At 37.9% G+C, this 24,205-nt stretch carries 29 protein-coding genes, 1 pseudogene, 1 riboswitch and 1 other annotated feature; of the genes and pseudogenes, 9 read left to right on the forward strand and 21 right to left on the reverse strand.

Annotated features, from left to right (window positions below; genetic code table 11):
* Window positions 1-48: 48 nt before the first annotated feature.
* Entirely contained in the window at window positions 49-1,164 is a 1,116-nt protein-coding gene (locus BMZ31_RS00925) for a sugar ABC transporter substrate-binding protein (RefSeq protein WP_090829851.1), read from the reverse strand.
* 116 nt (window positions 1,165-1,280) lie between these two features.
* A riboswitch (SAM riboswitch) is annotated at window positions 1,281-1,385 on the reverse strand.
* A gap of 203 nt (window positions 1,386-1,588) precedes the next feature.
* Between BMZ31_RS00925 and BMZ31_RS00930 the strand changes: the two genes are divergently transcribed.
* Window positions 1,589-1,795, forward strand: coding sequence for a hypothetical protein (locus BMZ31_RS00930; RefSeq protein WP_090829852.1), 207 nt, complete (start codon window positions 1,589-1,591; stop codon window positions 1,793-1,795).
* A 118-nt stretch (window positions 1,796-1,913) separates the two neighbouring features.
* Here the strand turns inward: BMZ31_RS00930 and BMZ31_RS00935 are convergent, their stop codons facing one another.
* Together BMZ31_RS00935 and BMZ31_RS00940 are read right to left on the reverse strand one after the other, a co-directional pair.
* Complete coding sequence (locus BMZ31_RS00935; RefSeq protein WP_090829853.1) at window positions 1,914-2,354, reverse strand: ferritin-like domain-containing protein; 441 nt, start codon at window positions 2,352-2,354, stop codon at window positions 1,914-1,916.
* A gap of 180 nt (window positions 2,355-2,534) precedes the next feature.
* Entirely contained in the window at window positions 2,535-4,721 is a 2,187-nt protein-coding gene (locus BMZ31_RS00940) for a beta-propeller domain-containing protein (RefSeq protein WP_090829854.1), read from the reverse strand.
* A 144-nt stretch (window positions 4,722-4,865) separates the two neighbouring features.
* On the opposite strand from BMZ31_RS00940, the gene BMZ31_RS00945 reads away from it, so the two are divergent.
* Both BMZ31_RS00945 and BMZ31_RS00950 read left to right on the forward strand, forming a co-directional pair.
* Window positions 4,866-5,444, forward strand: coding sequence for a LemA family protein (locus BMZ31_RS00945; RefSeq protein ID WP_090829855.1), 579 nt, complete (start codon window positions 4,866-4,868; stop codon window positions 5,442-5,444).
* Window positions 5,444-6,184 carry a TPM domain-containing protein gene (locus tag BMZ31_RS00950; protein WP_090829856.1) on the forward strand — a complete coding sequence of 247 codons (741 nt, stop codon included), beginning with the start codon at window positions 5,444-5,446 and terminating at the stop codon, window positions 6,182-6,184. Before BMZ31_RS00945 ends, BMZ31_RS00950 begins: the two co-directional genes overlap by 1 nt.
* A 177-nt stretch (window positions 6,185-6,361) precedes the next feature.
* Here the strand turns inward: BMZ31_RS00950 and BMZ31_RS00955 are convergent, their stop codons facing one another.
* On the reverse strand, window positions 6,362-7,099 hold the full coding sequence (locus tag BMZ31_RS00955; protein ID WP_090829857.1) for a hypothetical protein: 738 nt from the start codon (window positions 7,097-7,099) through the stop codon (window positions 6,362-6,364).
* Between the two features lie 752 nt (window positions 7,100-7,851).
* Here BMZ31_RS00955 and BMZ31_RS00960 point away from each other — a divergent pair.
* Window positions 7,852-8,184 carry a hypothetical protein gene (locus BMZ31_RS00960; RefSeq protein ID WP_090829858.1) on the forward strand — a complete coding sequence of 111 codons (333 nt, stop codon included), beginning with the start codon at window positions 7,852-7,854 and terminating at the stop codon, window positions 8,182-8,184.
* A gap of 38 nt (window positions 8,185-8,222) precedes the next feature.
* On the opposite strand, the gene BMZ31_RS20185 is transcribed toward BMZ31_RS00960, so the two are convergent.
* The 4 genes from BMZ31_RS20185 to BMZ31_RS20195 form a co-directional block, all read right to left on the reverse strand.
* The gene (locus tag BMZ31_RS20185) at window positions 8,223-8,396 is read right to left on the reverse strand and encodes a hypothetical protein (protein WP_175477968.1); all 174 of its coding nucleotides are present in this window, start codon (window positions 8,394-8,396) and stop codon (window positions 8,223-8,225) included.
* A gap of 67 nt (window positions 8,397-8,463) precedes the next feature.
* The gene (locus tag BMZ31_RS00965; protein ID WP_090829859.1) at window positions 8,464-8,910 is read right to left on the reverse strand and encodes a GNAT family N-acetyltransferase; all 447 of its coding nucleotides are present in this window, start codon (window positions 8,908-8,910) and stop codon (window positions 8,464-8,466) included.
* Between the two features lie 12 nt (window positions 8,911-8,922).
* Window positions 8,923-9,159 (reverse strand): hypothetical protein, encoded by a 237-nt coding sequence (locus tag BMZ31_RS20190; RefSeq protein ID WP_090829860.1) that lies wholly within the window; start codon window positions 9,157-9,159, stop codon window positions 8,923-8,925.
* A 4-nt stretch (window positions 9,160-9,163) separates the two neighbouring features.
* A complete protein-coding gene (locus BMZ31_RS20195) occupies window positions 9,164-9,337 on the reverse strand; it encodes a hypothetical protein (protein ID WP_175480285.1) in 174 nt (57 codons plus the stop codon).
* A gap of 195 nt (window positions 9,338-9,532) precedes the next feature.
* Window positions 9,533-9,740 (forward strand) — a binding site (T-box leader).
* 87 nt (window positions 9,741-9,827) lie between these two features.
* Between BMZ31_RS20195 and BMZ31_RS00980 the strand changes: the two genes are divergently transcribed.
* Window positions 9,828-10,985 carry a pyridoxal-phosphate-dependent aminotransferase family protein gene (locus tag BMZ31_RS00980; RefSeq protein ID WP_090829862.1) on the forward strand — a complete coding sequence of 386 codons (1,158 nt, stop codon included), beginning with the start codon at window positions 9,828-9,830 and terminating at the stop codon, window positions 10,983-10,985.
* Window positions 10,978-12,570 carry a phosphoglycerate dehydrogenase gene (gene serA, locus BMZ31_RS00985; RefSeq protein ID WP_090829863.1) on the forward strand — a complete coding sequence of 531 codons (1,593 nt, stop codon included), beginning with the start codon at window positions 10,978-10,980 and terminating at the stop codon, window positions 12,568-12,570. Before BMZ31_RS00980 ends, serA begins: the two co-directional genes overlap by 8 nt.
* A 228-nt stretch (window positions 12,571-12,798) precedes the next feature.
* Here serA and BMZ31_RS00990 read toward each other — a convergent pair whose 3' ends face one another.
* From BMZ31_RS00990 to BMZ31_RS01020, 7 genes are all read right to left on the reverse strand, one after another.
* Window positions 12,799-13,323, reverse strand: coding sequence for a GrpB family protein (locus BMZ31_RS00990; protein ID WP_090829864.1), 525 nt, complete (start codon window positions 13,321-13,323; stop codon window positions 12,799-12,801).
* Window positions 13,320-14,393: an undecaprenyldiphospho-muramoylpentapeptide beta-N-acetylglucosaminyltransferase gene (locus tag BMZ31_RS00995; RefSeq protein WP_090829865.1), complete on the reverse strand. Its 1,074-nt coding sequence runs from the start codon at window positions 14,391-14,393 to the stop codon at window positions 13,320-13,322. Before BMZ31_RS00995 ends, BMZ31_RS00990 begins: the two co-directional genes overlap by 4 nt.
* 23 nt (window positions 14,394-14,416) lie before the next feature.
* The gene (locus BMZ31_RS01000) at window positions 14,417-14,773 is read right to left on the reverse strand and encodes a hypothetical protein (RefSeq protein ID WP_090829866.1); all 357 of its coding nucleotides are present in this window, start codon (window positions 14,771-14,773) and stop codon (window positions 14,417-14,419) included.
* Window positions 14,770-15,957, reverse strand: coding sequence for an MFS transporter (locus tag BMZ31_RS01005; RefSeq protein ID WP_090829867.1), 1,188 nt, complete (start codon window positions 15,955-15,957; stop codon window positions 14,770-14,772). The genes BMZ31_RS01000 and BMZ31_RS01005 overlap by 4 nt, the downstream gene beginning before the upstream one ends.
* Before the next feature lie 88 nt (window positions 15,958-16,045).
* Window positions 16,046-16,963, reverse strand: coding sequence for a phosphotransferase (locus BMZ31_RS01010; RefSeq protein WP_090829868.1), 918 nt, complete (start codon window positions 16,961-16,963; stop codon window positions 16,046-16,048).
* 28 nt (window positions 16,964-16,991) lie between these two features.
* Window positions 16,992-17,630, reverse strand: coding sequence for a hypothetical protein (locus tag BMZ31_RS01015; RefSeq protein WP_090829869.1), 639 nt, complete (start codon window positions 17,628-17,630; stop codon window positions 16,992-16,994).
* A gap of 317 nt (window positions 17,631-17,947) precedes the next feature.
* Complete coding sequence (locus BMZ31_RS01020) at window positions 17,948-19,087, reverse strand: HAD family hydrolase (RefSeq protein WP_090829870.1); 1,140 nt, start codon at window positions 19,085-19,087, stop codon at window positions 17,948-17,950.
* A gap of 269 nt (window positions 19,088-19,356) precedes the next feature.
* On the opposite strand from BMZ31_RS01020, the gene BMZ31_RS01025 reads away from it, so the two are divergent.
* Complete coding sequence (locus tag BMZ31_RS01025) at window positions 19,357-19,803, forward strand: Dps family protein (protein ID WP_090829871.1); 447 nt, start codon at window positions 19,357-19,359, stop codon at window positions 19,801-19,803.
* 65 nt (window positions 19,804-19,868) lie between these two features.
* Here BMZ31_RS01025 and BMZ31_RS01030 read toward each other — a convergent pair whose 3' ends face one another.
* The 6 genes and pseudogenes from BMZ31_RS01030 to BMZ31_RS01050 form a co-directional block, all read right to left on the reverse strand.
* Complete coding sequence (locus tag BMZ31_RS01030; RefSeq protein ID WP_254778541.1) at window positions 19,869-20,462, reverse strand: DUF3231 family protein; 594 nt, start codon at window positions 20,460-20,462, stop codon at window positions 19,869-19,871.
* Between the two features lie 51 nt (window positions 20,463-20,513).
* A pseudogene (locus BMZ31_RS20620) lies at window positions 20,514-20,774 on the reverse strand (DUF3231 family protein); the annotation flags it as partial.
* A 271-nt stretch (window positions 20,775-21,045) separates the two neighbouring features.
* Window positions 21,046-21,246, reverse strand: coding sequence for a cold-shock protein (locus BMZ31_RS01035; protein WP_090829872.1), 201 nt, complete (start codon window positions 21,244-21,246; stop codon window positions 21,046-21,048).
* 306 nt (window positions 21,247-21,552) lie between these two features.
* Complete coding sequence (locus BMZ31_RS01040) at window positions 21,553-21,921, reverse strand: VOC family protein (protein WP_090829873.1); 369 nt, start codon at window positions 21,919-21,921, stop codon at window positions 21,553-21,555.
* A gap of 93 nt (window positions 21,922-22,014) precedes the next feature.
* Entirely contained in the window at window positions 22,015-22,326 is a 312-nt protein-coding gene (locus BMZ31_RS01045; protein WP_090829874.1) for an MGMT family protein, read from the reverse strand.
* Window positions 22,323-22,937 carry a Type 1 glutamine amidotransferase-like domain-containing protein gene (locus BMZ31_RS01050; protein ID WP_090829875.1) on the reverse strand — a complete coding sequence of 205 codons (615 nt, stop codon included), beginning with the start codon at window positions 22,935-22,937 and terminating at the stop codon, window positions 22,323-22,325. Before BMZ31_RS01050 ends, BMZ31_RS01045 begins: the two co-directional genes overlap by 4 nt.
* A gap of 86 nt (window positions 22,938-23,023) precedes the next feature.
* Here BMZ31_RS01050 and BMZ31_RS01055 point away from each other — a divergent pair, with 86 nt between their 5' ends.
* Window positions 23,024-23,611, forward strand: a complete 588-nt coding sequence (locus BMZ31_RS01055; RefSeq protein WP_175477969.1) for a VanZ family protein — start codon at window positions 23,024-23,026, stop codon at window positions 23,609-23,611.
* A 230-nt stretch (window positions 23,612-23,841) separates the two neighbouring features.
* Entirely contained in the window at window positions 23,842-24,195 is a 354-nt protein-coding gene (locus BMZ31_RS01060) for a hypothetical protein (RefSeq protein WP_090829877.1), read from the forward strand.
* Window positions 24,196-24,205: the final 10 nt, after the last annotated feature.

Below are 24,205 nucleotides of genomic sequence, written 5' to 3' on the forward strand. Positions count from 1 at the left end.
TTCTCTGAAAAGCAGACACTCTCGAAGAATGAAAGTGTCTGCTTCCGTTTATTTCTTATAGTGTTCCTTCAGCGTTTTCATCCACACTTCTTCAAATGCGTCCGATTTCCCCCATCCATCAATGATGTTCGAAAGGTTTACCATATTGACAGGCTCTTTAGATTTTTGAAGTTGCTCTTGTGAAACAAGTGAAGCTTCAAGATCGTACGTTTGAGGTGTTTCTTCACCAGCTAATTTTTTTGCTAGTAATCTGATGTTCACAGCTCCAATTAATTTTGGATCAACTGCGGCTGTGTACTTCCAAGAACTCTCTTTCCCTTGAATTTCTTGAAGGTCTGCATTTGAAACATCTATACCGTAAATTTTAATTTCATCACGTCCCGCTTCTTTTATGGCACGTGCTGCTCCAATCGCGAAAGCATCCCAAGTGGCGAAAATGGCATCAATTTCGCCTTTCTTATGTTTATTAAGCATCGCAGCTACCGCATTTTGTGTTTGCGTGCTTGTATCCGCAGCCGCAACTCCAAAACGTTCCACTTCTTTGATTTCAGGATTGGCTTTCAAAGTATCTTGATAAACCTTGTTTCTTCTCACCATCGGTGGAAATCCATCAACCCAAAGATAAACAATGTTTGCTTTGCCTTTTTGGTCTTTCACAAGTTGGTCGAGCGCAAGTTTTGCGAGTGCTTCATCATCTTGTGAAGTCAGTGTTACCCCATTCACCTGTGCTAGATCTGCGTTTGAGTCGAAGGTAACAACGCTTTTTCCAGCTTCCGTAAGTTTTTTCACATCCTCAACTGTGGCAGCATCATCACCATGTGAAATGACGAAACCATCATAATCTTGTTGCAATGCTTGATTTATGGCATCGTGAAATTTAGCTGTATCTCCATTTGCCGTAAAAACATCTACTTTGAATCCGAGTGACTCACCCTCTTGCTTGGCACCAGCAAGGAACTGAGCCGTATGATCATCTCCACCGATTTTACGGATAACCTTGATTTTCACTTGATCATCCTTCGTAAAACGTGCAGGCACTCCTTCAAGTGAGGATAGTGCTTTTCCATTCGTTTGCTTAGACTCCCCTCCTGATGCACAACCTGTCAACAAAAGTGTTGCAGCAATCGCAGAAACAAATGTACTCCTCCAAAAATTCTTACTCATTCTCTTTCTCCCCCTTATGTGTGTTTGTAATTCTTCCATCTCCCCTTAAAAAGACCCAAAACAAAACAAAAAACCTCTCCAGAAAGAGAGGTTTCAACACATAAGTGGCTACTCCTCTCTCATCTTCCAAAACGTTACGTTTTGCAGGAATTAGCACCACTTCCAATTAGAAAGGTTGCCGGGCATCGCAGGGCCTGTCCCTCCGCCACTCTTGATAAGAGAAAACGATATGAAATTAAATTTTTTAATATAGGTTTAAATTTAATATGACATTGTTCCATTGTCAATAGTATTTCGAAAATTTATAATAATCAATTTTATAATTCACGTTTTTTTAAATGATAGACCATAGCCTGTACACCTTGTCCTTATGATTCATAGAATACATGGTAAAAATAAAATTACTAGATTAGGAGTGAAATAAATGGGTCGCAGAAGAAACAATAGAGACAATGTTGCTGGAGTTTCAGACAGAAATCGAAATAGAAATCGTGACGTTAGGTTCCAAGGAACAATTAATGGGGATGATTTTTGTCGTGCAGTACGCCGTTGTTTAGAGGATGACCGCGTTGCAGGTGTTGAAGACGAAAACAGAAACAACAGATGTCGTAGAAGAGGATTCTGGTTCTAAGAATCTTTAGTAGTAAAATAAATCGGCAGGGATCTACCCTTGCCGATTTATTTTCATTTGATGTCAGTCCAAAACCACTCATCTGTGAGAATATCGAGAGTTTGAATATTTTCGGTTTCTATCGTTTCTTTTTCCAGTGTTTCGTCAAAAAATATAAGAACCATACTGCATGATTTTGCTCATCTGAAGCCGCTCTTGTAAAGGCATCTTTGATATAGGAATTGCTTGTTTCACTTGCAATGCCATGATAAAAATCCACAGTTTCCTGCTCATCTAGTAAAGCAAATTCTAACCCATCCAAGTAGTTGTTAGGGCAGCCTTCAAGCAATTTAGGTTCAGCTTGTTTTCCTGTTAAACTTTGATAGATTAGTTTAAATTGTCGTAAATGTCGCTTTTCATCTTTACGAATTTCCAAAATCTGATTGCGTTCTTTTTCATTTGGGGCCATTTGGGCCAATTTTGCATAGCACTGAATCGCACTGTATTGTCCATTTATGGCTTTCTCTATGTCATTCAACAACTTATTTGTTTGGCGATACCATTCATATTGATTATACATACCTAAGCCTCCTCGGCAAAATAATAATATTATATTCCCATTTGTAGGCTAAGGTGCAGGTACAAAACGCCAATCTAAAATCAAAATCAACTCATAATAAAGCACAAATTTACGCATAAAAAGAGTCCATTTCCCCTCTAAAAAGGAAAATGAACTCTCTGGAATTCTGATTTACCGTTTCTATTTTGAAGCATTTGCGTCAAATAGAGAAAGTTCCCCAATCTGTTTAAAATCCTTCATATTATGCGCAGTTATTTTGTCAGGAGAAAGAGCATATAATGTTTCTCCGATATAAACCATACGCGTAATACCCGTTCCGTATTCTTCATATATCGGTAATTCTTTTACGTGAGTCAATTTGGCTTTCAACTTTATTCCGTTTAACGGATCAATATTGTATACGTAGGCACCTTGGAATTCGAATATTTGTTCATATTCATTCGTCTCATGATTTCGATAAACACTTATTGGGAATGCGTACATATTTGTATTTTTGTTAAAAAGAAGAGCTTTGTGATCATAGTTCAATGGGGAATACGTTCCTCTTCCACCAATGATTTCCGTAAATTTTTCTTCTGGATGATTCAAATCCGTTACATCGAACAATGAAATTTTCATCCCATCCGTAATAATCCTTGGTCCAGTTGTGGAATTCTTGTCATCCATAATTTTTGTATCTTGTCCAAAACCAATTATATGGTTTTCATCATATGGATGCAGGTAGTTGCTGAAGCCTGGAATCTTTAATTCCCCTAAAACTTTGGGCTGTTTCGGATCTTTTGCATCGATTACAAAGAGAGGGTCTGTTTCTTTAAAGGTCACCATGTAAATCCGATCACCCATAAACCTCGCTGAATAAATACGTTCACCTCTAGCTAATTGTTCCAACTTGCCAGCCATCTTTAATTTTTCATCAAGGATAAAAAGTTGATTAGTGGAAGGCTGAGTTTCATCCCATGCAAAGCCCTTTGTCGTGACTAGTCTAAAATAACCATCATGTTCGTCCATTGAGAATTGATTTAACACCGTACCCTCAACTTCCGCTGAACTATGAAATTTCACGTTCATGCCATCCACTGAAAATTTGTAAATATTCGTATCGGGTGCTACCATCTTCGTCATATCTTCCACAGGTTCCTCAAATGCATTTTGAACAGCAATATAGATATTTTTCTTTGACATGTACATTTGGTCCCCACTACCTAAATAAGTTGACACGTTTGCTTCCATTTTAGGCTGATTTAAGTCAAAAGCGGCAATCATCGTATAGTTGGTAGCTTTCGAATCAGGGAAGTAATGAATTTTTTTATAATCGACTGCTTTCATTTCTGAGTTTGCCGCTGAGTCAAAGTATTTCGGACGAATATCGATTTCCTCATTTTCATTTAGCATCCAATAATCAGGGGAGTGATTGGTAACCAAATAAATCATACCGTCCATTTTCCGTGCGGCTGAAAGTGAGCCCTCCAGCGTGATCTTCCGGATTTGTTTTGGTTTTTCAGGTTTACTCATATCATAAATTAACACTTCCAATGAATCATGCATTGGAGCAATCATATCTGCCGTGGCCATTTCTTTTTTAGTCTTTTCTTCATAACCATAATGATGTCCTAGTACAATTAGTTGCTTTTCATGTAAAAATAATTGAGCGGGCATGAATTCATTCGTGTACACAATGGTAGAGACTTTTTTCATATCTGGAAGAGCTTGAATGATGTCAATTCGATTTTGGCTTGCCTGATAAATCAAATTACCATCTGTTTTGACAACGTCGGCTTCGTCAATCCCTTGCACCTGTACGTTTGTCTCAGAAACATCTTGTTTAGCAACCCCTTCCGAGTTAGCCATATCACCTGAGCTTTTCGCATCCTCTTTTACTCCACCGCCAAAAAACCCCTGCCTTTTTTTCTCATCATCTAAAACAGACAAAAAATATTGATTTAGTTTTGATTTTGATCCGATGGTTGGTAATGTTTCTTTTACAATAAACATTAATTTTTTAGATAATAATAAATTTCTTCCCAGTGTCGACTTAATTCCTTTTTCCAAATGAAGCGTATACATTTTAGACTCTAAACTATAGCCCTTTTCTGGCGGCCCAATGTAGAGCGTTTTTTGATCATCGCTTAGAAATAACTCATTTTTAATCTTCAATCCTTTATCATCAGTCACGTAAATGAGGCTTGGTTTCAGGCTGCTCTTTGTAATTTTTTCAGAGAAGTGAATTTTCCATACTTTATTAGTCAGTACAACTTTTACTTCGTTTGCATCCCATGCATTTACAATCTTAAGCTGAGTAAAAAAATATAGTACGATTAATGCCGTAAATACGAGAATAATACCTCCTACGGTCCAATATTTCTTCATCTTAATCCCTCCTAACCCATTAGACGAAAGAAGTTTCTGTAGGTTTCGCCTACCCTCTCTTTTTGATAAAAATAATTGATTGGTTTAAAAGTCTTACTAGAGAGGGAAAGATACGTAGGAAATCATTCACAAGGAGTGGCACATATGAAAAAAGGATTTAAAGCATCATGGCTCATCATCATTGGAATTATTGCCGTTCTCATATTCATGTTGATGGGCAGCTACAACGGATTTGTCACCGCTGAAGAAGACGTTGACCAAGCGTATTCTCAAATTGAAAACCAATTACAACGCAGGCTAGACCTTATTCCAAACCTCGTTAATACGGTAAAAGGCTATGCCGCTCACGAAAAGGAAACGATTACGGCAATTTCTGACGCTCGCGCTCGCTTAGCTGGCGCTCGTTCTCCTGAAGAGGAAGCAACCGCCAATGCTGAGCTTTCAAATGCATTAAGTCGATTGCTCGTAGTGGTAGAAAACTATCCAAACTTAAAAGCAGACACTCAGTTTACACAGTTAATGGACGAGTTGGCTGGTACAGAAAATCGTATTTCAGTAGCTCGCAAGGATTACAACGATCAAGTGGCCGTATACAACAAAAAAATCAAAAGATTTCCTGGGGCGATTGTCGCTAACATCACAGGCTTCGATAAGAAAGAATACTTCCGAGCGGACCCTCGATCCCAAAATGCTCCTGAAGTAGACTTCGGAGGAAATGGATAATGTTTTTCAAAAGGATACTTATCCTTTTATTTGCCACTATTTTCATTCTACCAGGAAGTCAACTGGCATTGGCCGCAGAATCGGAACTTCCGTCTCCTGTAGGAGACATTTATGTCCAGGATTTTGCCAACGTTCTAAGTCCCAATGAAAAGCAACAACTAATTGGTCTTGGCCGAGCGGTTGAAAACAAAACAGGAGCTCAAATCGCCGTGTTGACTGTTGAATCAACAGGTGACATGGAGATGCCTGAGTATGCGAATGAAGCTTTCCGGTCTTATGGCATTGGCAGTAAAGAAAGAGATGACGGCGTATTACTGGTTGTCGCCTTGAATGACAGAAATATTCGAATTGAAGTCGGTTATGGCTTAGAAGGCACGATACCTGATGGAAAAGCTGGACGAATTCTTGACACGTATGCAATCCCACACTTTAAAGCAGGACAGCCAAACGTCGGTATTGTTAACACGTATAAGGCTTTGGCAAATGAAGTGACGGGAGGCTTAACCCTAGGAGAAGGAACTGAACCTGAACCCCAACCGCAAGGATTCGGAATTCCCTCATGGCTGATCATAGTAATTGTAATCGGCTTAGTGGTTCTTGATTTCATGTTCTTTGGAGGAACACTCTCCTTTTTCCTTCTCTCCATACTGTCACGTGGCGGTTTTGGCGGAGGTGGCGGCGGTTCACGAGGAGGCGGAGGTGGGTCCTCAGGTGGTGGAGGAGCAGGCAGAAGCTGGTAATCTTTAAAAGGGGGATTTTCTTATGAAACTCCCCTTTTTTATTGAATTTTTCATTTGAGTTGCCGTTCTTTTGTGTAACTGTAAGTTTTTTTTGTGTAACTGAACGCTTTATTTGTGTATATCTGTTGTTTATTTGTGTAACTGAACTGACCTACCAGAATAAAGGCGTTCTCTCTACTATGCTGACTGAATCAAACGAGTACATTCATTGGAAAAATTCTCTTTTTCATCAATAGATAAGTATATCTTTTTGATTGGATATTCTCTGCCGATAAAATCTTTTATCCGAACTGGCTCTTTTAAAACGATTTCAAAATCAGGATCATCGAACCCAATCAGATTCAAATCTAATACATCCCGCTTCTTTTTATCCTCCTCATAGTGGATTCTACTACTTGAAATACTTTCAATATTATTTAAATCTACCTCGGCCTTTATCCTTAAACCTAGTTTAATTCTTAATTTACCATCCTTTAAGGTTATTGGATTTCTTTTAATTGCCTTGAAATCGGCGACAAGATATACAATAAGATAAATACTCATAATCAAGTGAATAATTGCTAGAGCTTTATTCCAGCTATGAAGAAAGTAAGAAACTCCTATCCCTTCAAGTACCATCACTCCAATAAATGCTCCGATTATGCCGCCATAACCTATTTTCTTGTAGTAAGTGTAACCATTATCAACAGCAGGCTGTTTGGTAAAAAGGTAATAATAGATAGAAACTTCCCTCGTAAGTAGCGTGACTAGGATCTTACTTTTGAATTGCTTCTTAAAAGACTCTTCCACTCTTTCTTCAAAATTTAAGGAAGAGCTAGTTTGCCTAAAGAAACCAATAAACTTTACAATCCTCCAAATTGCCATGATTATCAAAATCATTTCAATCACAATTAATATTTCTTTTGAAATCCACATGTGATTTCTCCCCTTTTTTTTACATCTAAATCTATATACATTAATGAAATTAATATTTAAGTTAACTTAAATATAACACATGACAAATATTTCCGCCAACATTCCTTATGATTCCATTTTTGCAGTAACGAATGAAAAAAATATATGTATTTTAAATGCTTTGATGATAATGTAAAATTATGACAATATCTGAGACCAATAACTTTTGCAGGAGGAATACGTGCAAATACTTTTGATACGGCACGCTCAATCAGAGGCAGATATTCTCAATGTTCACGATGGTAGCGCTGAGAGGTGGGAGAACATTATATGAAGCGTTTTTGAATGTTATTGGTCGTAGTAATTGCTATTATGATTGTGACTGGTTGCCTAAAGAATGAGGACCAAATCATAAAAGTTTTTTAAGCTCAATGAAACTAAGAATATGGAAGAGGATTTAACATAATCGAGGATGAGGAAAAGGTAAAAGCAATAAGTAAAATCCTTGAAAATGCAAGTTGGGAAAAAGGAGCTATCGATATCGCACGAAACCCTGACTATCAATTTGGATTTTTTAAGAAAGATTCTAATAATGGGGACAAATCCGCCTCTTACTCGATATGGATAGCCGCTGACATGAAGTCATCTATGGTTGTACAGGATGATTTCCGCATTGCTGATTTGAATCAAAAGGATACCGACACCATTGTGGGTGTTATTGAAAAAGAGAGTCATAAGTAAGGCACTCTTAAAACTACTGAGGAGTTAAGTGAATGGCTAGAAAAATAATAGCGACTTTTCTTTTCACATTGCTTTTGGCAAGTTGCGTAGGTTCAAAATCCTTTAAAGGGAAAATTCAAAGCATTCAAAAAGACGTAATAGCAATGGATTGCGCACAGGAATTGAACAAAAGCAATTTTATTGAACGAGAAGATATTGGGTATGCATGCCAAGTTAAAATAACCGTTGACACTAAATTCAGTAACGAAAATGGCGATTCCATCAGTATAGAAGATTTCACAGAAGAGGCAAGCATCCGAGTCATTCTCGAAGATTCACAAATCATTAGTAAAAGTCTACTTATCCCATATTTTTATATGACTTGATTGCTCTTACGTTATCAATTTCTACCCGAAGCCAAATCTTATTGAGATGCATCTGGTAGAAGCCGTATTTTTGTTTCTTCTTTACTAATTGGAGGATATTTATCAGGCATGTTAAGGTGTTTCGTCACTTCATAATCCAAACACCAAAGGTAGCGGTCTTCAATATCTTCGAGAGTCAATTCTCTTAATCTAATTTCAGGTAAAGTAAACATAAATAATTCCTCTTAACATAGTAATTTAATAACAAAAGAAGAATGCCATTTCTGACATTCTCACAAACTATATTTTCAGCAATGCTAATTGCTCTCCCCAAGGAGCGATTCTTGTTTCAACGAAGCCCGCCCTTTTGTAAGTATGCCTTGCACCTTCATTTTCAGGATGATAGCCGATTGTAATATGAGGTTTTTGCATCTTATTGTTCTGCTTAATATCCGCAATCACATCTTGCAAGGCCATGAGACCATACCCCTTGCCTTGAAGTTCTTTTTGGATCATCAGTCTGTAAATCCAATAATGGTAATCATCTTCGTCAATTCCGTACATGGCAAATCCAATCATTTTGTCTTCTAAATAGACTCCCATGGCCTTAAAATCTTCTAAAAATTGGACCTGAGCGATAGAATACGTATTTGATGCAATAAATTCTTTCTGTTGCTCATGGACCTCTAAGTTAATTGCGTCACGCCAATTTTCTTTTGTAATAGGTTTTAATGAAATCATCTTTATCCACCTTTTTGATTATTTCCTCAATGCTATTCCTAGGACTTTCTTTGTTTTTTTATCAAGATATACATGAAGTGGGCCTAACGCGCCGTCATCTGTGGTCTTAAAAGTAACCTCGAGAGTTTCTATCCCTTTAATATTAGTATGTTGTTCAGACTCTTCATCCCAAATTTCCTTCGTACTTTCTGCTGTGAAGTTATAAACGTCAGCCCACTTCCAGCTTTTCACCGTCTTTTGTGAAGCAGGTTCCAAATAATCATAAGCAAGTTTCTTTTCTGCGGAATACTTCCAATAGTTTTTCTAAATCCTCCGTTGTTTGATGATTTTTTACATAGGAGTAAATTAACTTGCGAATGTCATTCACGTGTTGAATCACTAATTCTTCAAAATCGAATTCTGTATTTCTTTCATATTTTAAAAACTCCTCCACTACAGCCACCTCATTTCCTTCCTAACAAACAGACGATTCTACATTAATCGCGGACTCATTTTTTGTAAAATATTAGTCATTTTGTCAATTTTCCCACAATATAGTTTATAAGTGTTCTTTTTATAAAAAATAATTTTATCCCTTTACAACGTTAAATAAGCGATGTAGAATGTTCAGTATATTCAAAATCAAATAATAAAAGTGATGACGAAGATGGTGTTAACGATTGGCTTCAGAGAGTCGGTGGTAGCTGTGAACCGATGCCTGTCCTTAATGTACCGAGCGCTTCTGAACTGGCGAACCGAACAATAAGTAGGTTGGCACGGTGTAAGCCGTTAATTTTATTGAGGTTACGATATTTGTAACGAACAAGGGTGGCACCACGTATTTCCACGTCCCTTATAACACGACAACTATGTCTGTTATGAGGGGCGTTTTTTATTTTTATCCAAGAATTCTTTACCTTCAAAAAGAAAGGATGTCGTCGTTAATGCTAATCGATCAGCAATATTTGTTTACTCCAGGACCAACCCCCATTCCGGAAAGGGTCAAGTACGCGATGAATAGGCCGATGATTGGTCACCGCAGTCAGGAATTCCCACTCCTCCTTGAGGAAGTTGCAACAAGGTTAATGCCGGTCTTCGGCTCTGCTAATCCTGTGACCATTATTTCAGGAAGCGGAACGGCGGCATTGGAAACGGCGGCTGCAAATGTGATTGAAGAAGGTGATCACGTTGTGGTGATAGTCACCGGAGCCTTTGGTGATCGTTTTGCAAGTATATGTGAAGCCTTTGGCGCCGAAGTACATCGCCTCGACATTCAATGGGGAAGATCTTGTTCACCAGATGAACTTGAGAGTTTTTTGAAAAAAATCAATTGCAAACTGAAAGCAGTGATCGCCACGTATTGCGAAACTTCTACCGGGGTACTGAATCCAATTCAAAATTTAGGAAAAGTCGTAAAGGATCATAGTGATGCCCTTTTCATCGTTGATGGGGTAAGTTGCATTGGTGCCATACACGTGAATATGGTGGGTTGGGATATCGATGTTGTTGTGGCAGGTTCACAAAAAGCGCTTATGCTCCCTCCCGGACTCGCCTTTGTCGCAAGCAGTGAGCGTGCAGTAGTTGCATTTAAGGAATGTAAGGCAAAGAGATTCTATTTAGATCTGAATCGCTACCATTCTTCATATGAAAAAGAAAAATCAACACCATTCACACCAGCTGTATCCCTAATCTATGGAGCTTTGGAAGTCTGTAATATGTTGGAAGAAGAAGGACTTGAAAATGTGATTCTCAGGCATGAACTTTTAAGAAATATGGTTCGTAGAGGTCTTCAAGCCTTAGAATTACCGCTTTTGACTTCAGATACGGTTGCTTCCCCTACTGTAACAGCATTTGAAACGAGAAATCCGTTAATCAAACAAATCAAAAAGTCGTTGCAGGAAGACTTTGCTGTCAGCCTAGCTGGCGGTCAAGGAAAGCTAAAAGGAGAGATTGCTAGGATTGGTCATATGGGATATTGCACGCCTTTTGACGTCCTTAAAGTATTGTCCGCCTTTGAAATGAGTTTACAAAAGCTACAAGGAAATCAAGTACTTGGTGTTGCTACTTCAAAAGCACAGGAGGTTTGGATCGATCATGTATAAAGTTCTCGTAACCGACAATATTAGTGATTCTGGACTTATCCATTTATATGAGCATCCCCATTTTATCGTTGAAAAACAGCCTTCTCTTCCATTTGAGGAGCTAAGCGAAATCATTGGCCAGTATGATGCACTCATTGTTCGAAGCCAAACTCAAGTTACAGCCGAACTTCTAGAGCACGCAACAAACCTTCAAGTCATTGCCCGTGCTGGAGTTGGGGTTGATAATATAGACGTAAATGCTGCCACAAGAAAAGGCGTGGTCGTGATTAATGCGCCCGGTGCTAATACGATTGCAGCGACTGAGCATACGCTCGCAATGTTACTTGCACTGGCAAGAAATATTCCACAGGCACACGAAATAACGTCAAAAGGTGAATGGAATCGTGGCGCATTTCAAGGGGTCGAACTATACCGAAAGACTTTAGGTGTCATCGGTATGGGTAAAATCGGCACAGAAGTCGCAAAGCGTGCGAAAAGCTTCGGAATGAATATCCTCGGCTTTGATCCTTATTTCACTGAGGAAAGATCACAAAAGCTTGGAATTCAGAAAGCATCTTTAGATGAGATAGCTACCGAGTCTGATTTCATTACGATTCATACTCCATTGACAAGTGCGACAAAGCTTCTCATTAACGAAGAATACTTAAGCAAAACGAAACCAGGTGTCAGAATCGTCAATTGCGCCCGCGGTGGCATTATCGATGAAGATGCTTTGGTAAAGGCTATTGCTACTGGTCTAGTCGCTGGGGCAGCCTTAGACGTGTTTCAAACCGAACCACCGACAAATGGAGGATTGCTTCATCATTCCCAAATCATCATGACACCTCACCTAGGTGCGTCTACTGTAGAAGCACAGGAAAAAGTTGCGTTGGAAGTCAGCGAGGAAATTATTGAAATTCTTGAATCAAAAGTGATTCGCCATGCCATAAACATGCCTCAGATTTCTGGTGAAACACAGTTAAAAATGCAACCGTATATGAAGCTCGGAGAACAAGTTGGACAGTTAGCGGTTCAATTGCTGAATGCCGCTCCGGAAAAGATTGAAATTAACTACTATGGGGATTTAGTAGATGAAGATACCGACCTCTTAACAAGAGCAATGATCAAAGGTCTACTCGCTCACCACTTGAGCGATTCGGTAAATCTTATTAATGCGCTTCACTTGTTGAAAGAGCAAGGTGTGACCCATAATGTGCAAAAGAATACGGCGAACAAGGGCTTTGCAAACTTAATAGAGTTCACAGTCCATAAGGGTGATCGTCGTGCAGTAATCGGTGCGACTGTCTTAAATGGATACGGTGGTCGAATCGTTAAGATGAACCAATATCGAATTGATGTGAAACCGGAAAATTTCCTTTTATTCATTACACATCAAGACGTACCAGGGATGATTGGAAAGGTCGGATCATTGCTCGGCGATTATGGCATCAATATTGGCACGATGCAAGTTGGTCGTGCTGATGTCGGTGGCGAAGCGATTATGGTGCTTACACTTGATAAGAAAATAACACATGAAATCTTAAGTTCACTAGAGGCCATCGAAGGATTAGCCGCAGCTCAATTGCTTGAATTGAACGGTATATAAAAAATAGAGCCCCTCGCTGTTTGTGCGATGGGCTCTCGGATATTGGGTATGGATTTGGGGTGTTTGTATGAATGTGACTTCTGCGTGACGTTTGCGAAAACATTTTTGTAAATGTCAGATAGGCTCAAAAAACAGGCGATTACATATTTGAAAATGGCTTACATAATTACCTACCAACTCAAGTTCAATACACAATTTTACATATAAAGAAATAAAACCCACTAAATCTTATTTTTTCTCCCTAGATTCGTACCATTTCACCGCATCTCGCTCCGTTTTTTTCACGAAATCATTTTTTCCATTGATATATGACTCCATATCATTCGGAAATGCAGCTGCCAAACTTGATTTTAAGTCCCCGTACTGTTTTGCGTTTTCCGGATGTTCTCGTAAATAATCTCGAAAAGCAATATGACGTACAATATTAGGACTTCCAACCTCGAAAACATGTACATGGTGGGAACGCGCGTCTCCCCCTTTATTGAAGTAACGGCGACCTTCGATTCCAAATTCACCTTTTGGGTTGTAGCCTAACTCGATCATTTCTTTATCATACAAGTCTACACGTGAAATATCTTTTACAACCGGCATCATGTCGATGATGGGCTTAGCACTTAGTCCCTCCACAGATGTACTTCCGATATGATGAATGGCTACTAATTCATCCCCAAAAATCTGTTGGAGCAATTTAGCTTCCTCTATAAAGAGATCTTTCCAACATTCCTGATAAGCTAGAACTTCTACCCCTCTCATAATCTTGAATCTCCTCTATTTATTTCAGTTACCAATACGTTTAATGCATTACTCTGATTCGAAGCCGCCATTGCTTCCTTCATATGATCACTATTATCCATTAAATTTTTCAATCCATCTAATAGAGCCACGCTGTCTAAATTTTCTTCTTCTAACTTGATGGCATAGCCTTTTTCTTCAAATGCCTTTGCGTTCAGAATTTGGTCACCACGACTTTGATTTTTACTTAACGGAATAATCATCATCGGCTTTCGCAGTGCAAGAAATTCAAAGATGGCATTTGAGCCGCCTCTAGTGATAATAAAATCTGTCGCTGCAAGTATATCCGATAATTCATCGTGAACATATTCATACTGTTTATAACGCGCTCTACTCAATAAGCTGGCATCAAGATTATCTTTCCCACATAAATGGACGATTTGAAACTGTGATTCTAAATCATCCAGCGATGCCCTGACTGTTTCGTTAATTTTCTTAGCCCCTAAGCTTCCTCCCATGATGGTTAAAATCGGGCTTTTATCATGAAAACCCAAGAACGCCCTTCCTTTTTGGGCAGAACCCTTAAGGATTTCGTTCCTGATAGGAGAGCCGATTACCATTGTTTTTTCACTAGGAAAATGAAGCTTTGCTTCCTCAAATGAAGTGAAAATCTTCGATGCAAATCTCTGCGATATCTTATTCGCAAGCCCTGGCGTCATATCACTTTCGTGAATATATATTGGGATCTTGAGAGAACTTGCGGCTACTATGACAGGAACAGAGACAAAACCACCTTTTGAAAAAATAAGATCAGGTTTTATTTTTTTAATAATACTTCGCGCTTCAAAGCAACCCTTGGCTACTTTAAAAATATCCTTTATATTTTCAAAACTCATATATCGTCTCAGTTTACCACTTGAAATAGCATGATAAGGAACGTTCAACTTTTCAATCAACTCTTTTTCTATACCATTTTTAGAGCCAATATATTGAATATCCCATTTATTCTTATCAAGTTCATTCATTATAGCCATATTTGGCGTAACATGCCCGGCGGATCCTCCGCCTGTAAAAACGATTTTCCTTTTCATATTCCCTCCTGCTTTCTCTCATCTTAACCGATTAAATAGGTACACAAAAAACCAGTAAACCCCATAACCACTATCAAATTAATAGATGATATAGCTGGAAATAAACTAACCGTCGCTAAACTAACTATCACGATAATACTTGTAACATACAACGAGAGAAATAATCCTTTTGAAATGGATTCCTTCTCAATATATGTAGATATGAAGGCAATCAGAAACAGTATCATCACGTAAATCAACTCGAGGTAACTCCAATCTTGAGGGAGACAATACAACACGATTAGGAGACCAAGCAAAATCATATTTCTTAAAATTTTATTCTCTTTTAATCTTAAAACCCATGTCTTCAAGATATCACCAATCTCTATAACTCTCATCATTCATAAGTTGCTCCAGGTATTTGCACTTTTTTCATCTTTCTAAAAGTAAATAAACTCAAGAACATCATCCCCGCAAATGTCATTAGTATCATCTTGATGCCTATTTCAGAAATGAGGAAACCTGTTGCGAGGGCTGAGGTTATTTTTATAAAAGAAGCAAGAATCGTTCTTAACCCAACGACCCTGCCGATAAATTCTCTAGGAGTGTTTAGTTGAATAAGCGTTTGTATTGTAACGAGATGGCCCATTGTAAACAAGCCAATGACAAAAATACTAAACACAGCCAATGAAGGAGCATTCATCACCGCTAGCAGGATAGCACCTGTCATCATTCCTCCCATGGTCAAAAGCACAATTTTCCTCTCTAATTGCTGTAGAAAATAGGTAATGACTATTCCTGATAAGATTCCGCCTACAGCAAATGCCATTTCAAAGAAAGAATATAATTCACTTGAACCCCCAAATTGCATAGCTAATGGCAACATGATCGTAGTGGTCATTTGGATACTGATACTGTTCAAAATAGACAAGAATAGTAAGTATTTCATGCCCTCATGGAGATTGATAAATTTCCACCCAGAATTTAATTCTTGGATAAAAACGATTTTTAAATTTTTCGTTTCCCGAACTCTTACAGACTTCATATAGAAAAAGAACAAAGCGGCAATCAGGAAAGTAAGCGCATTGGCAAGGAAACTCACTGTTAGAGATAATTTGACAAGTAGAACTCCAGAGATACCCGTACCAGCAATCAGTGCAGCTTCATTCAGCGAGGATGCTTTTGATATGACGAAAGGAATTTCAATGTCTGTGAATGATTCCTTAATAAATGCCTGTGAAGCCGGCTTATAGACGGTATAGCAGACGGCTAACAGAAATTGCAGACTATAGAAAATCGCAGCGGACTCCATATTAAGAAAAATACTTGCAGCCATTATAAAAACGAGCAAGAATCTAATGAAATCGGTTATGACAACCAACTTTTTTGAAACACGGTGATCAACATATACAGAAACAAACGGAGTCAATATCATGCTAGGTAGATAATAGATGGCAATCATCAATCCAATTGAAGATGCCTTACCAGTAAGCTGATAAATATACCACATCATCGTAACTTGTTGGATGCCATCTCCGAACCCGTTTATAAAGGTACCCGATAAATAAAGCGCTCTATTTTTCATGATTTCACCCTCATTTTGAGCATACCTTTAGTTTAATTGCATTTTATGATAAGTGAAATGACGAAATTCTAATGCACGATAATAAGATTTAATTATAAAACCACACAGGAGTGCCGTTGTCGAAATAACCATGTTCATCTAAAATCCTATTTACTCGCTTCATCATTTCATCTATTTGATGTGGTGACTCTTTCACAGTCCATACAACAGCAGAAAAAATGGTCATCGCCATGTAAATGGAATAGATTCTCCAAAAATCTTCTGGGATTTCTTCCCCAAAATAGCCGCTTAATTGGCCTTTACAGAATGGAACACTAACCTCACTGCTAAACAATCCTACTTTTACAAAATCGAAGTAAGGATCTCCCCAGTCATAACGATCAAAATCAACCGTTCCTGCATACTGACGCTCATTCACAATGAGATTTCCTACATGGAAATCATCGTGTTGGAGCATATTTGGGCGATTATTTAAGTAGTGGATGTTTTCGTCAATGAAGGCTTGAATCTTATCAACGTGACGGATTTCGACGCCACAAGTTGCATATGCAGCGAGGTATCGTTTATGTTTCTTAACAATCCGTTCAACCCATGGTTCGACGGAAGCTGGAGCAGGATATGTATTGATTTTCGCCATGTCTTTACCGGCTGTATAACCTATTGTGTATTGCTCCTTTATCGTTAAGCCCGACAATGCCTCTCGTGCATCCTTCCCTTCGATAAAAGAAAGGATGTAATAACAAAGTTGCATGTCTTCCCACTTTCCAATATCAATAGGTTTAGATGTTTGCACATCTAGTCGTTTCATTTCCTTCAATAACTCAAACTCAGCTTGTTTTCTCTCTAATTTATCGAGTGTAGCAGTCCTTAGCAAATACTTTTGACCATCTTGATTGTGAACCACGTATTTTTTATCAAAAGAATATCCTTTTTTGATTTCTTCCATTTCGATTGCATTTTGTAAGAAAGGAATTCTTCCTTTAACTAGTTGTAAATCTACTAACATATGAACCTCCTAAAATGGGTTTATGCTTTTAAAAAGAGATCATGTTTTCATTGATTTGAATGACGGTTTGGTGGTTAATGAATGTTTTGACGATAAAGTCATTCATGGCCTTTTTGAACTCGGCTCCTCCCACTTCTGAAGGCTCTCCAATCATATGATGGAGATATTTCCAAGTTCTTAATTCTTTTTCTACTTGTGTTTCGAATTCTTGCCAATACTGTTCTTCACTTATTCCTTTTCGCACCCATTCTTCTCTATGAAACGCTCTGTTTTGATCGCTTTTTGCATCTTTTAATGTTTGTTCCATATCTTTCATTGAGGGATCGAATCTCGAATTACCCGCATTTTCATACCAAATTTCATAAGCCACAAATGCCATCACAGCTCTTGGTTCCGTTATTTGTGCATCTGGTGAAAGATATAAAGATCTGCCACGGAGAGTTGCAAATATACCTTCCGGTAAAGGAACGGATATTTTTTTGATGATTGTGGTAATATCAACTTCCACCTCTTTTTGCTCTTGTTTGGGTTGTTCAGAATCTTTCTTAACCACTGGATGAGCGCTTTCAGCAGTATTGCTTTCAGTATTCTTATAGAAGTGATCGACGTATAGGATGAATGCCACTACAAATACAGCACCAAATAAATATTTTTTCGAAGGAAACACCTCTTTTTGTTTGAATTTTCTGTTCGATTATCTATTATAGCATCACATCAACCACGGCTACATAAAATTTTCCATTTTCCAGTCAGGTATTTAAGCATTAAAATTTCAATTTAAGCCAATGTATTTTAACGGAGTTGAGCTTTTTCATATTTGGGATGTTTTTTGAATGATTTGCTGGAAAATAAGAATATTTGCTGGATTTTTCTAAAATATGCGGTGGTTTTAGATGGATATACTTTGTTCTTAATTTTCAGAAAACAACCCAAGTAAAAAAGAAGTGCAATTCATCCTACAGAATCGCACTTCTAATACATACTCTAGTTTTCTTTTAATAATAAATCTGCTAACTCGAGGACGTTATTCAATATGTAGTCCGCTCCATTTTTTTCAAATTCGCTTCGTGCGTTTTGTCCAGATAAACCTGTCAAAACAGCTGCAAACTTACACCCGATTTTTCTAGCCGCCAACAAATCTGCAAGGGAATCTCCTACAATCAGTATTTCGTCACGATTCTCAAGGGGGAGATTAGACTCCAAACTTTTTTGCGCACCTGAGTGACGACCATTTAATCCAAGAACATATGTAAAAGGATTAGGTTTAGACAAAGGCCGAAAATCGGGAAACTCCATCTCTGCCTTTAAAACGTCATCGGCAGTAACAATATGATTCGCATCAAAATGCTTAAGCCAATCTAGATGTGTAAAAGGCTGTATCGTCTCAAGTTCGGGTCTTCCCGTACCAATGCCGATCTTGAGACCTTTTGTAAGTAATTTACTAAATAGTTCATCAATTTCTTCTCGAGGACAAAGTGTCATTTCATCTGTAAGAAATCCTTTTTTTCCTGTTTGTACAGAAGATCTTCCAGTCGAGGCTAATACATGCTCATCGCCTACATACCATTCTTGTGAAATATGTTCTCCGACTGACCACAAAGTCCTGTCTTCAGAAAAAATCTTCGTTTCTATACTCAACTTTTCAAAGGCTATCGTATCAAGATGCTTGAACAATCCCTGTTTAGATTCTCCGGCCGCTTCAAATCCTTCAACAAAACTTTCGAAGTTCAAATTCACTTCGTATTGGTTCAAAACATCACCAATATCAAGTAAGGTCTGGCGGTCAATCCCTTTTTGAAGCCATGCCTTGATTTTTTCAGATTCTTGATCCTTCACTTGCTCTAGCAAGTGTATCAACTGATAACTTACCGTTAAATAAATCATATCCCAGTTTGCATTTAGGCCCTTCGACTTTAGGAACTCGAGAACCTGGTCATCTTGAAAAACTCTCGAACGGATGTCAGCAATTTCTTTTGAATTGTAATTTGTCGTAAATCTTTCTGGAGCGAGACTTAAATAGTTTTTACTTATAAACAACTCCCAAACTGTAAGAGCAGATGCATCAAAATAGTGTTCTTCACTAAGTAAAACACCATCTACATCAAATAGAATAACTTTCACCATTTTATCCCCCTCCTCATTCACTTCTCCACTTTAATGTAGCATAGAAACGAGTGCGAATCTATCATTAAAATGTGGTATATTCTCATCTACAACTTTTCAACATCCTTCAATAATGTCCTCCTTCAATGAATATTTCTTTATGTAAAAGCAAATCTATAAGGAGTACGCGTGTTATAGATGGAGTCATAGACTATTCATAATCAGACATTGGATTTCACATCTATAAAAGGAACTATTTTTAGAGAAGATTATTTTTAAGGAGGATTTTCATGCCCGAAAGATTAACGAGCGTCATCAATAAGCAAATTGCGAACTGGTCTGTGTTGTACATGAAACTTCACAATTATCATTGGTACGTAAAAGGTGGACAGTTCTTCACATTGCATACCAAGTTTGAAGAGTTTTACAATGAGGCAGGATTACATGTTGATGAACTTGCTGAACGATTGCTCTCAATCGGTGGTTCCCCAGTAGCTACCATGAAGGAATGTTTGGAATTAGCATCAGTAAAAGAAGCCATTGGTTCAGAGAGCGCAGAACAAATGGTTGCTTCCATTACAGCTGATTTTTCCACTGTAATTTCCGAGCTAAAAGAAGGACTGGATATTGCAGACGAGGTCGGGGATGAAACGACAGGTGATATGCTACTTTCGATTTATGCTACTTTAGAAAAACACGTGTGGATGTTAAAAGCCTTCTTAAATGAATCAGTATAATGAATCTCATATCAAAAAGATCCTTTTCACATAAGGATCTTTTTTGTGCGTTGTGAGTATGCTTCCTATTCCCTTGCGAGTTTGTTTCGGTTATCCGCAAGAGGAGGTTCTTCTAACCATCCATGCTTAATCATAATGTTTGCTCCATCTTCAGCGTATTCTGGTATGTATGTTGCATACTTCATGGCAATATCACGTCTTGGGCTTGCAGCCATAGCGCCTCCGTAATTCCCAATTCCTGCTGCAATCATAGCAGTAACATGGAACATAATCAGTTTATCTGAAAATACTCGATCCCGGCTGTCTGTAACAGCTGCATCCCAAAGCATGGGAGCTGGTAAATCATTTTCGGTAAGAATTTTGCTAAAGACATCTACATGTTTTTGAGCAATCGCTTTACCTCTTAAAAGAAAATTCACCACTTCTTCTTTTTCCGCAACTTGAGCAAATCCAATAATTAGTGTTTTACCAATCGCATTCGTTTGAACATTATTAAATAAGTGGGTAATCTCAATTGTAGAAAGTGACCGCTTTTCACCAAAGAAACCTGGTAAAGCAGGGGACTTACGCAAGACCTCCGTCCATCTCCACTCCCGACAAAGTGGATTTTGTTGAAAAACAACAGTTTCTAATGCCACGACATCCACTCTTGTCACCATTCCCAATGTCACCGCACTCGCAGCCATGCCCAGCACAGACATATTCCTTAATTACATCATGACAAAGATATCAGTAAATAACATGGGAGCTTCTACTTCAACGTCGTTTTTTGTAAAACCAATCGGTTCAGGAAATTTCTCTCTTTGGAATAATTCTCGCAGAAAACTCAAATGGCTAAGTGATGCTTGGAGAGCAAACTCAACAATAGGCTTAATTTCTCCATCTTTAACGTTATGTAGAAAGTATTTAAGCATGCATACAGAAGCGCTATCATTAATAAATTGTGACCATAATGCCGACATTTCTGGTGCTGTAAGACGGGTGCAAAAACCTTCTCTCTATACATTTTCTCTTAGTTTTCTCTAACACATGTAATTTATGAAAATGTCTCAGTTGAAAATAAAACTCAGTTCAAAATACTTAAACCTACATGATATCATTTGGTAAACCATTTTCTATATCTCGAAAAAGCCCAGCTTCTTGCGGAAGCAGGGCTTTCATTATTTATAAAATAAAACGCTTTCAAAAACAAAATAAAAAACAGACCCTCGAAAGAGTCTGTTCTTTACGCTGCTATGTCAATTATGCTTTACGCACGTTAGTAGCTTGTGGTCCACGTTGGCCTTGTTCAACTTCGAAAGTTACTTCTTGACCTTCGTCAAGAGACTTGAAGCCTTCAGCTTGGATAGCTGAGAAGTGTACGAATACATCGTCTCCGCCTTCGCGCTCGATGAAACCGAAACCTTTTTCTGCGTTAAACCATTTTACTTTACCTTGTTCCATGTTTGTTGCCTCCTAATATGCGTTGCATTGTAATACTATCCTTGCTCAAATCTTCATCAAGACATTACTATCTCTCATATCGGCAAAAATAATTCTCCTTAAGAATAACAGTAATAATTCATAATTGCAAGTCCAATGACCACACTAGTGTGTCAAATACTTTTATTCATTTTTTGACAAAATCTGCATCATACTAATTTTCAGAACCAAATCGATTCCTAAGATCTGAATACATTTACTCAAGTCAATTACCTTAAAAGAATAATCTTTTTCAAAGAAAAAAGGATGGAATCTCCATCCTCCCATTTACACTTTTTGAACAATTTCAATCCGGTTACCAAAAGGATCAAATACGTGAAACCTTTTTACTCCTGGTATGCGATCATCTTCCACGAAAGTTACTTTTTTCAGTGCTAAATGTTTCTTAAAGGCTTCAATGTCATTCACTTCAAAGGCTGGGTGAGCTTTTTTAGCAGGAGTGAATGGATCATCAATCCCTATATGTACGTGACAAACGCCGCTAGAAAACCAAACTCCACCATTTTTCTTCAACAATTCCGGCTTTTCCACTTCTTCGAAACCCAGGATATTTTGATAAAAATCTCTCGCCAAATCTTCGCTCCCTTTTGGTGCAGCCAATTGTACATGGTCGATTGCTTTGTAGAAAAAGGACATGAATACTCCCCCTAACATCAATAATGCTTTAATCATATTACAAAATAAGAAATTAAAAAATAATAACATATGAATGAATATCGATAAGTTAAACTAATCACCAGAATCGAATCTGTACATTTTTAAATCTATACGCGCTTCATCAAGAAATAAAATACCTTCGTTTAAAAGAAGATGTTTTTGTTCCATGAACGCCTCTTCATCATGAAAACCGATTTGTCCCCTTGCATTGATAACTCGGTGCCATGGCAAGCCATACTTATCACTCATTGAGTGCAGAATCCTCACAACTTGTCTCGCTCCACGTGGACTTCCTGCACATGCAGCAACTTGTCCATATGTCATGACTTTTCCTGATGGGATATTAGCAATGATGTCAATAACTCTCTTTGTAAATGGTGTCATAGTAATTTCCCTTTATTATATTCTGATACAGTGTATCCTTCTCTAACTGAAATGGCTTTGTATTCCTCATCATCGACTATCAGCATTGTATGATCGTCGAGCCCATATCCATTATTCGAGCCAATTTCATTTAGAAATGCATTCTTACGATCATCATAATTGAAGTGTGTACAGACAAAATCTTTGAGGAATCCTAGGCCTTCCACCTTTTTCATTTTTCCTTCTTCATTACTTACTGACATAGCAAACAATGCATTTGCACCTGCACTGAACCCAGCGACGGTGCATTCACCACTTTCGTATGCTTTACGAAGCAGTTCATCTACATCTGTTTCTTTTAAGAGTTGCATAAGTCGAATGGTACTGCCCCTTCCAAGATAGATGAGATCTGCTTGTTGAAGTTCGTTCCTATTTCCCTTGGAAAATAAGTCTACTTGATATCCGAATTCTGTTTTATAAAGCTGTGAAAATTCCGCAAATGCAGAGGAATCACCGCTGTCTATATAAATGATTTTCGGATTTTTTGGGAGCCCATTTACCACAATCCGCTCTAATTCTGGATCATAATTGCCCCCATGTAGACCTCCACCCATTGCGATTAATCTTTTCATTTTTATCCCTCCGAAGTGTTTCTCTTGTATGTTTTTAGACTAGCACATATAGTGGACAAAGAAACATTTTTTTGGAGATGCCTTATATGAAAAAATCCATTATCTTATCTACGTGCCTTTCTCAAATCATTTTTCTTGGAATGATCCCCATTGCTTTAGAGTTATTTGCCTATCTACACCCTGTTGTTATAGCTGTCATTTGGGTAGGAATTACATTCTTATGCTTTTACTTTGTTTTCTTATTACGAAAACATCACATCAACGTCCATAAACATACACTAAACGCAATATTCATCCTGTATACTCTAGCTTTACTTGTACTAATGTTTAACAGACCTAGCGATCCATTTTATGGGCAAATCAATTTGACCCCCTTCTCAACCGTCAACTTTTATTTATCTGGTAGAGTCAGCCCTTTAATTGCCTTTTATAATCTTACGGCAAATATCGTTTTGTTCATGCCTTACGGAGTTCTTGCAAAATTACAAAAACTAACCTTATTGAAAATGATGTCGCTTACCACGTTGGTTATCGCTTCTTTAGAAGCTCTTCAGTTATTAACTAGACGTGGAAATTTTGATATCGACGATCTAATTTTGAATCTTTTCGGAGTTTTTCTTGGCGGACTTCTCTTTCCCCTATTTAACCTTGTTTTCAAAATGAAGAATACATAAGCCTGTTCAAAATCAACGTCGCTGTGATGTTGATTTTCTTCAGCATAAATTTTCTGTCTTTACACAACTTAAGAAAGCAAGATAGTTAATTATTATACTTATTCATAAAAAGGAATGATGGGATGCGTCAATCAAAACTCATATTACTCATCATGGTTTTGCTTTCATGGCTCACGCTCCCTTTTCTAGGGAAAAGATATATAAAAAGGTTCCTTCCAGGGGCTTTGTTCATGTGTGGGTTGATATATGGTGAAAGTGTTTATGCTGAAAGAAAGCGATGGTGGGTCATTCATAAAAAAATCCATCCTAATTTAACTGGAGAAACACCCTTGATTTTAGGTCCTTTTCTTGTTGGGTCGCTTTGGATTTTAAGATTTACATATGGTAAATTCTTCATTTACCTTCTTTTAAACGCAGTAGCTAATTTGTTTTTTGTCTTTCCTTTTTATAGCCTATTTAAGCGAATCGGGATATTCACTCTTGTTCGATTAAGTCGGATGCAACTTGCAGGACTATTTTTCATCAAATCGGTGATTATGTACATTTTTCAATTTGGATATGAAAAAGTTAAGTCTAAAGTATGATAGCAAAATG

The sequence above is a fragment of the Bacillus sp. cl95 genome, from assembly GCF_900115925.1.
GTDB lineage: Bacteria > Bacillota > Bacilli > Bacillales > Cytobacillaceae > Neobacillus_A.

What these genes read in the sequence shown, in the direction of transcription:
- BMZ31_RS00925 (WP_090829851.1), bottom strand. Translation starts at nt 1,164, where the DNA reads ATGAGTAAGAATTTTTGGAGGAGTACATTTGTTTCTGCGATTGCTGCA.
- BMZ31_RS00930 (WP_090829852.1), top strand. Translation starts at nt 1,589, where the DNA reads ATGGGTCGCAGAAGAAACAATAGAGACAATGTTGCTGGAGTTTCAGAC.
- BMZ31_RS00935 (WP_090829853.1), bottom strand. Translation starts at nt 2,354, where the DNA reads ATGTATAATCAATATGAATGGTATCGCCAAACAAATAAGTTGTTGAAT.
- BMZ31_RS00940 (WP_090829854.1), bottom strand. Translation starts at nt 4,721, where the DNA reads ATGAAGAAATATTGGACCGTAGGAGGTATTATTCTCGTATTTACGGCA.
- BMZ31_RS00945 (WP_090829855.1), top strand. Translation starts at nt 4,866, where the DNA reads ATGAAAAAAGGATTTAAAGCATCATGGCTCATCATCATTGGAATTATT.
- BMZ31_RS00950 (WP_090829856.1), top strand. Translation starts at nt 5,444, where the DNA reads ATGTTTTTCAAAAGGATACTTATCCTTTTATTTGCCACTATTTTCATT.
- BMZ31_RS00955 (WP_090829857.1), bottom strand. Translation starts at nt 7,099, where the DNA reads ATGTGGATTTCAAAAGAAATATTAATTGTGATTGAAATGATTTTGATA.
- BMZ31_RS00960 (WP_090829858.1), top strand. Translation starts at nt 7,852, where the DNA reads ATGGCTAGAAAAATAATAGCGACTTTTCTTTTCACATTGCTTTTGGCA.
- BMZ31_RS20185 (WP_175477968.1), bottom strand. Translation starts at nt 8,396, where the DNA reads ATGTTTACTTTACCTGAAATTAGATTAAGAGAATTGACTCTCGAAGAT.
- BMZ31_RS00980 (WP_090829862.1), top strand. Translation starts at nt 9,828, where the DNA reads ATGCTAATCGATCAGCAATATTTGTTTACTCCAGGACCAACCCCCATT.
- serA (WP_090829863.1), top strand. Translation starts at nt 10,978, where the DNA reads ATGTATAAAGTTCTCGTAACCGACAATATTAGTGATTCTGGACTTATC.
- BMZ31_RS00990 (WP_090829864.1), bottom strand. Translation starts at nt 13,323, where the DNA reads ATGAGAGGGGTAGAAGTTCTAGCTTATCAGGAATGTTGGAAAGATCTC.
- BMZ31_RS00995 (WP_090829865.1), bottom strand. Translation starts at nt 14,393, where the DNA reads ATGAAAAGGAAAATCGTTTTTACAGGCGGAGGATCCGCCGGGCATGTT.
- BMZ31_RS01000 (WP_090829866.1), bottom strand. Translation starts at nt 14,773, where the DNA reads ATGATGAGAGTTATAGAGATTGGTGATATCTTGAAGACATGGGTTTTA.
- BMZ31_RS01005 (WP_090829867.1), bottom strand. Translation starts at nt 15,957, where the DNA reads ATGAAAAATAGAGCGCTTTATTTATCGGGTACCTTTATAAACGGGTTC.
- BMZ31_RS01010 (WP_090829868.1), bottom strand. Translation starts at nt 16,963, where the DNA reads ATGTTAGTAGATTTACAACTAGTTAAAGGAAGAATTCCTTTCTTACAA.
- BMZ31_RS01020 (WP_090829870.1), bottom strand. Translation starts at nt 19,087, where the DNA reads ATGGTGAAAGTTATTCTATTTGATGTAGATGGTGTTTTACTTAGTGAA.
- BMZ31_RS01025 (WP_090829871.1), top strand. Translation starts at nt 19,357, where the DNA reads ATGCCCGAAAGATTAACGAGCGTCATCAATAAGCAAATTGCGAACTGG.
- BMZ31_RS01030 (WP_254778541.1), bottom strand. Translation starts at nt 20,462, where the DNA reads ATGGTGACAAGAGTGGATGTCGTGGCATTAGAAACTGTTGTTTTTCAA.
- BMZ31_RS01035 (WP_090829872.1), bottom strand. Translation starts at nt 21,246, where the DNA reads ATGGAACAAGGTAAAGTAAAATGGTTTAACGCAGAAAAAGGTTTCGGT.
- BMZ31_RS01040 (WP_090829873.1), bottom strand. Translation starts at nt 21,921, where the DNA reads ATGTCCTTTTTCTACAAAGCAATCGACCATGTACAATTGGCTGCACCA.
- BMZ31_RS01045 (WP_090829874.1), bottom strand. Translation starts at nt 22,326, where the DNA reads ATGACACCATTTACAAAGAGAGTTATTGACATCATTGCTAATATCCCA.
- BMZ31_RS01050 (WP_090829875.1), bottom strand. Translation starts at nt 22,937, where the DNA reads ATGAAAAGATTAATCGCAATGGGTGGAGGTCTACATGGGGGCAATTAT.
- BMZ31_RS01055 (WP_175477969.1), top strand. Translation starts at nt 23,024, where the DNA reads ATGAAAAAATCCATTATCTTATCTACGTGCCTTTCTCAAATCATTTTT.
- BMZ31_RS01060 (WP_090829877.1), top strand. Translation starts at nt 23,842, where the DNA reads ATGTGTGGGTTGATATATGGTGAAAGTGTTTATGCTGAAAGAAAGCGA.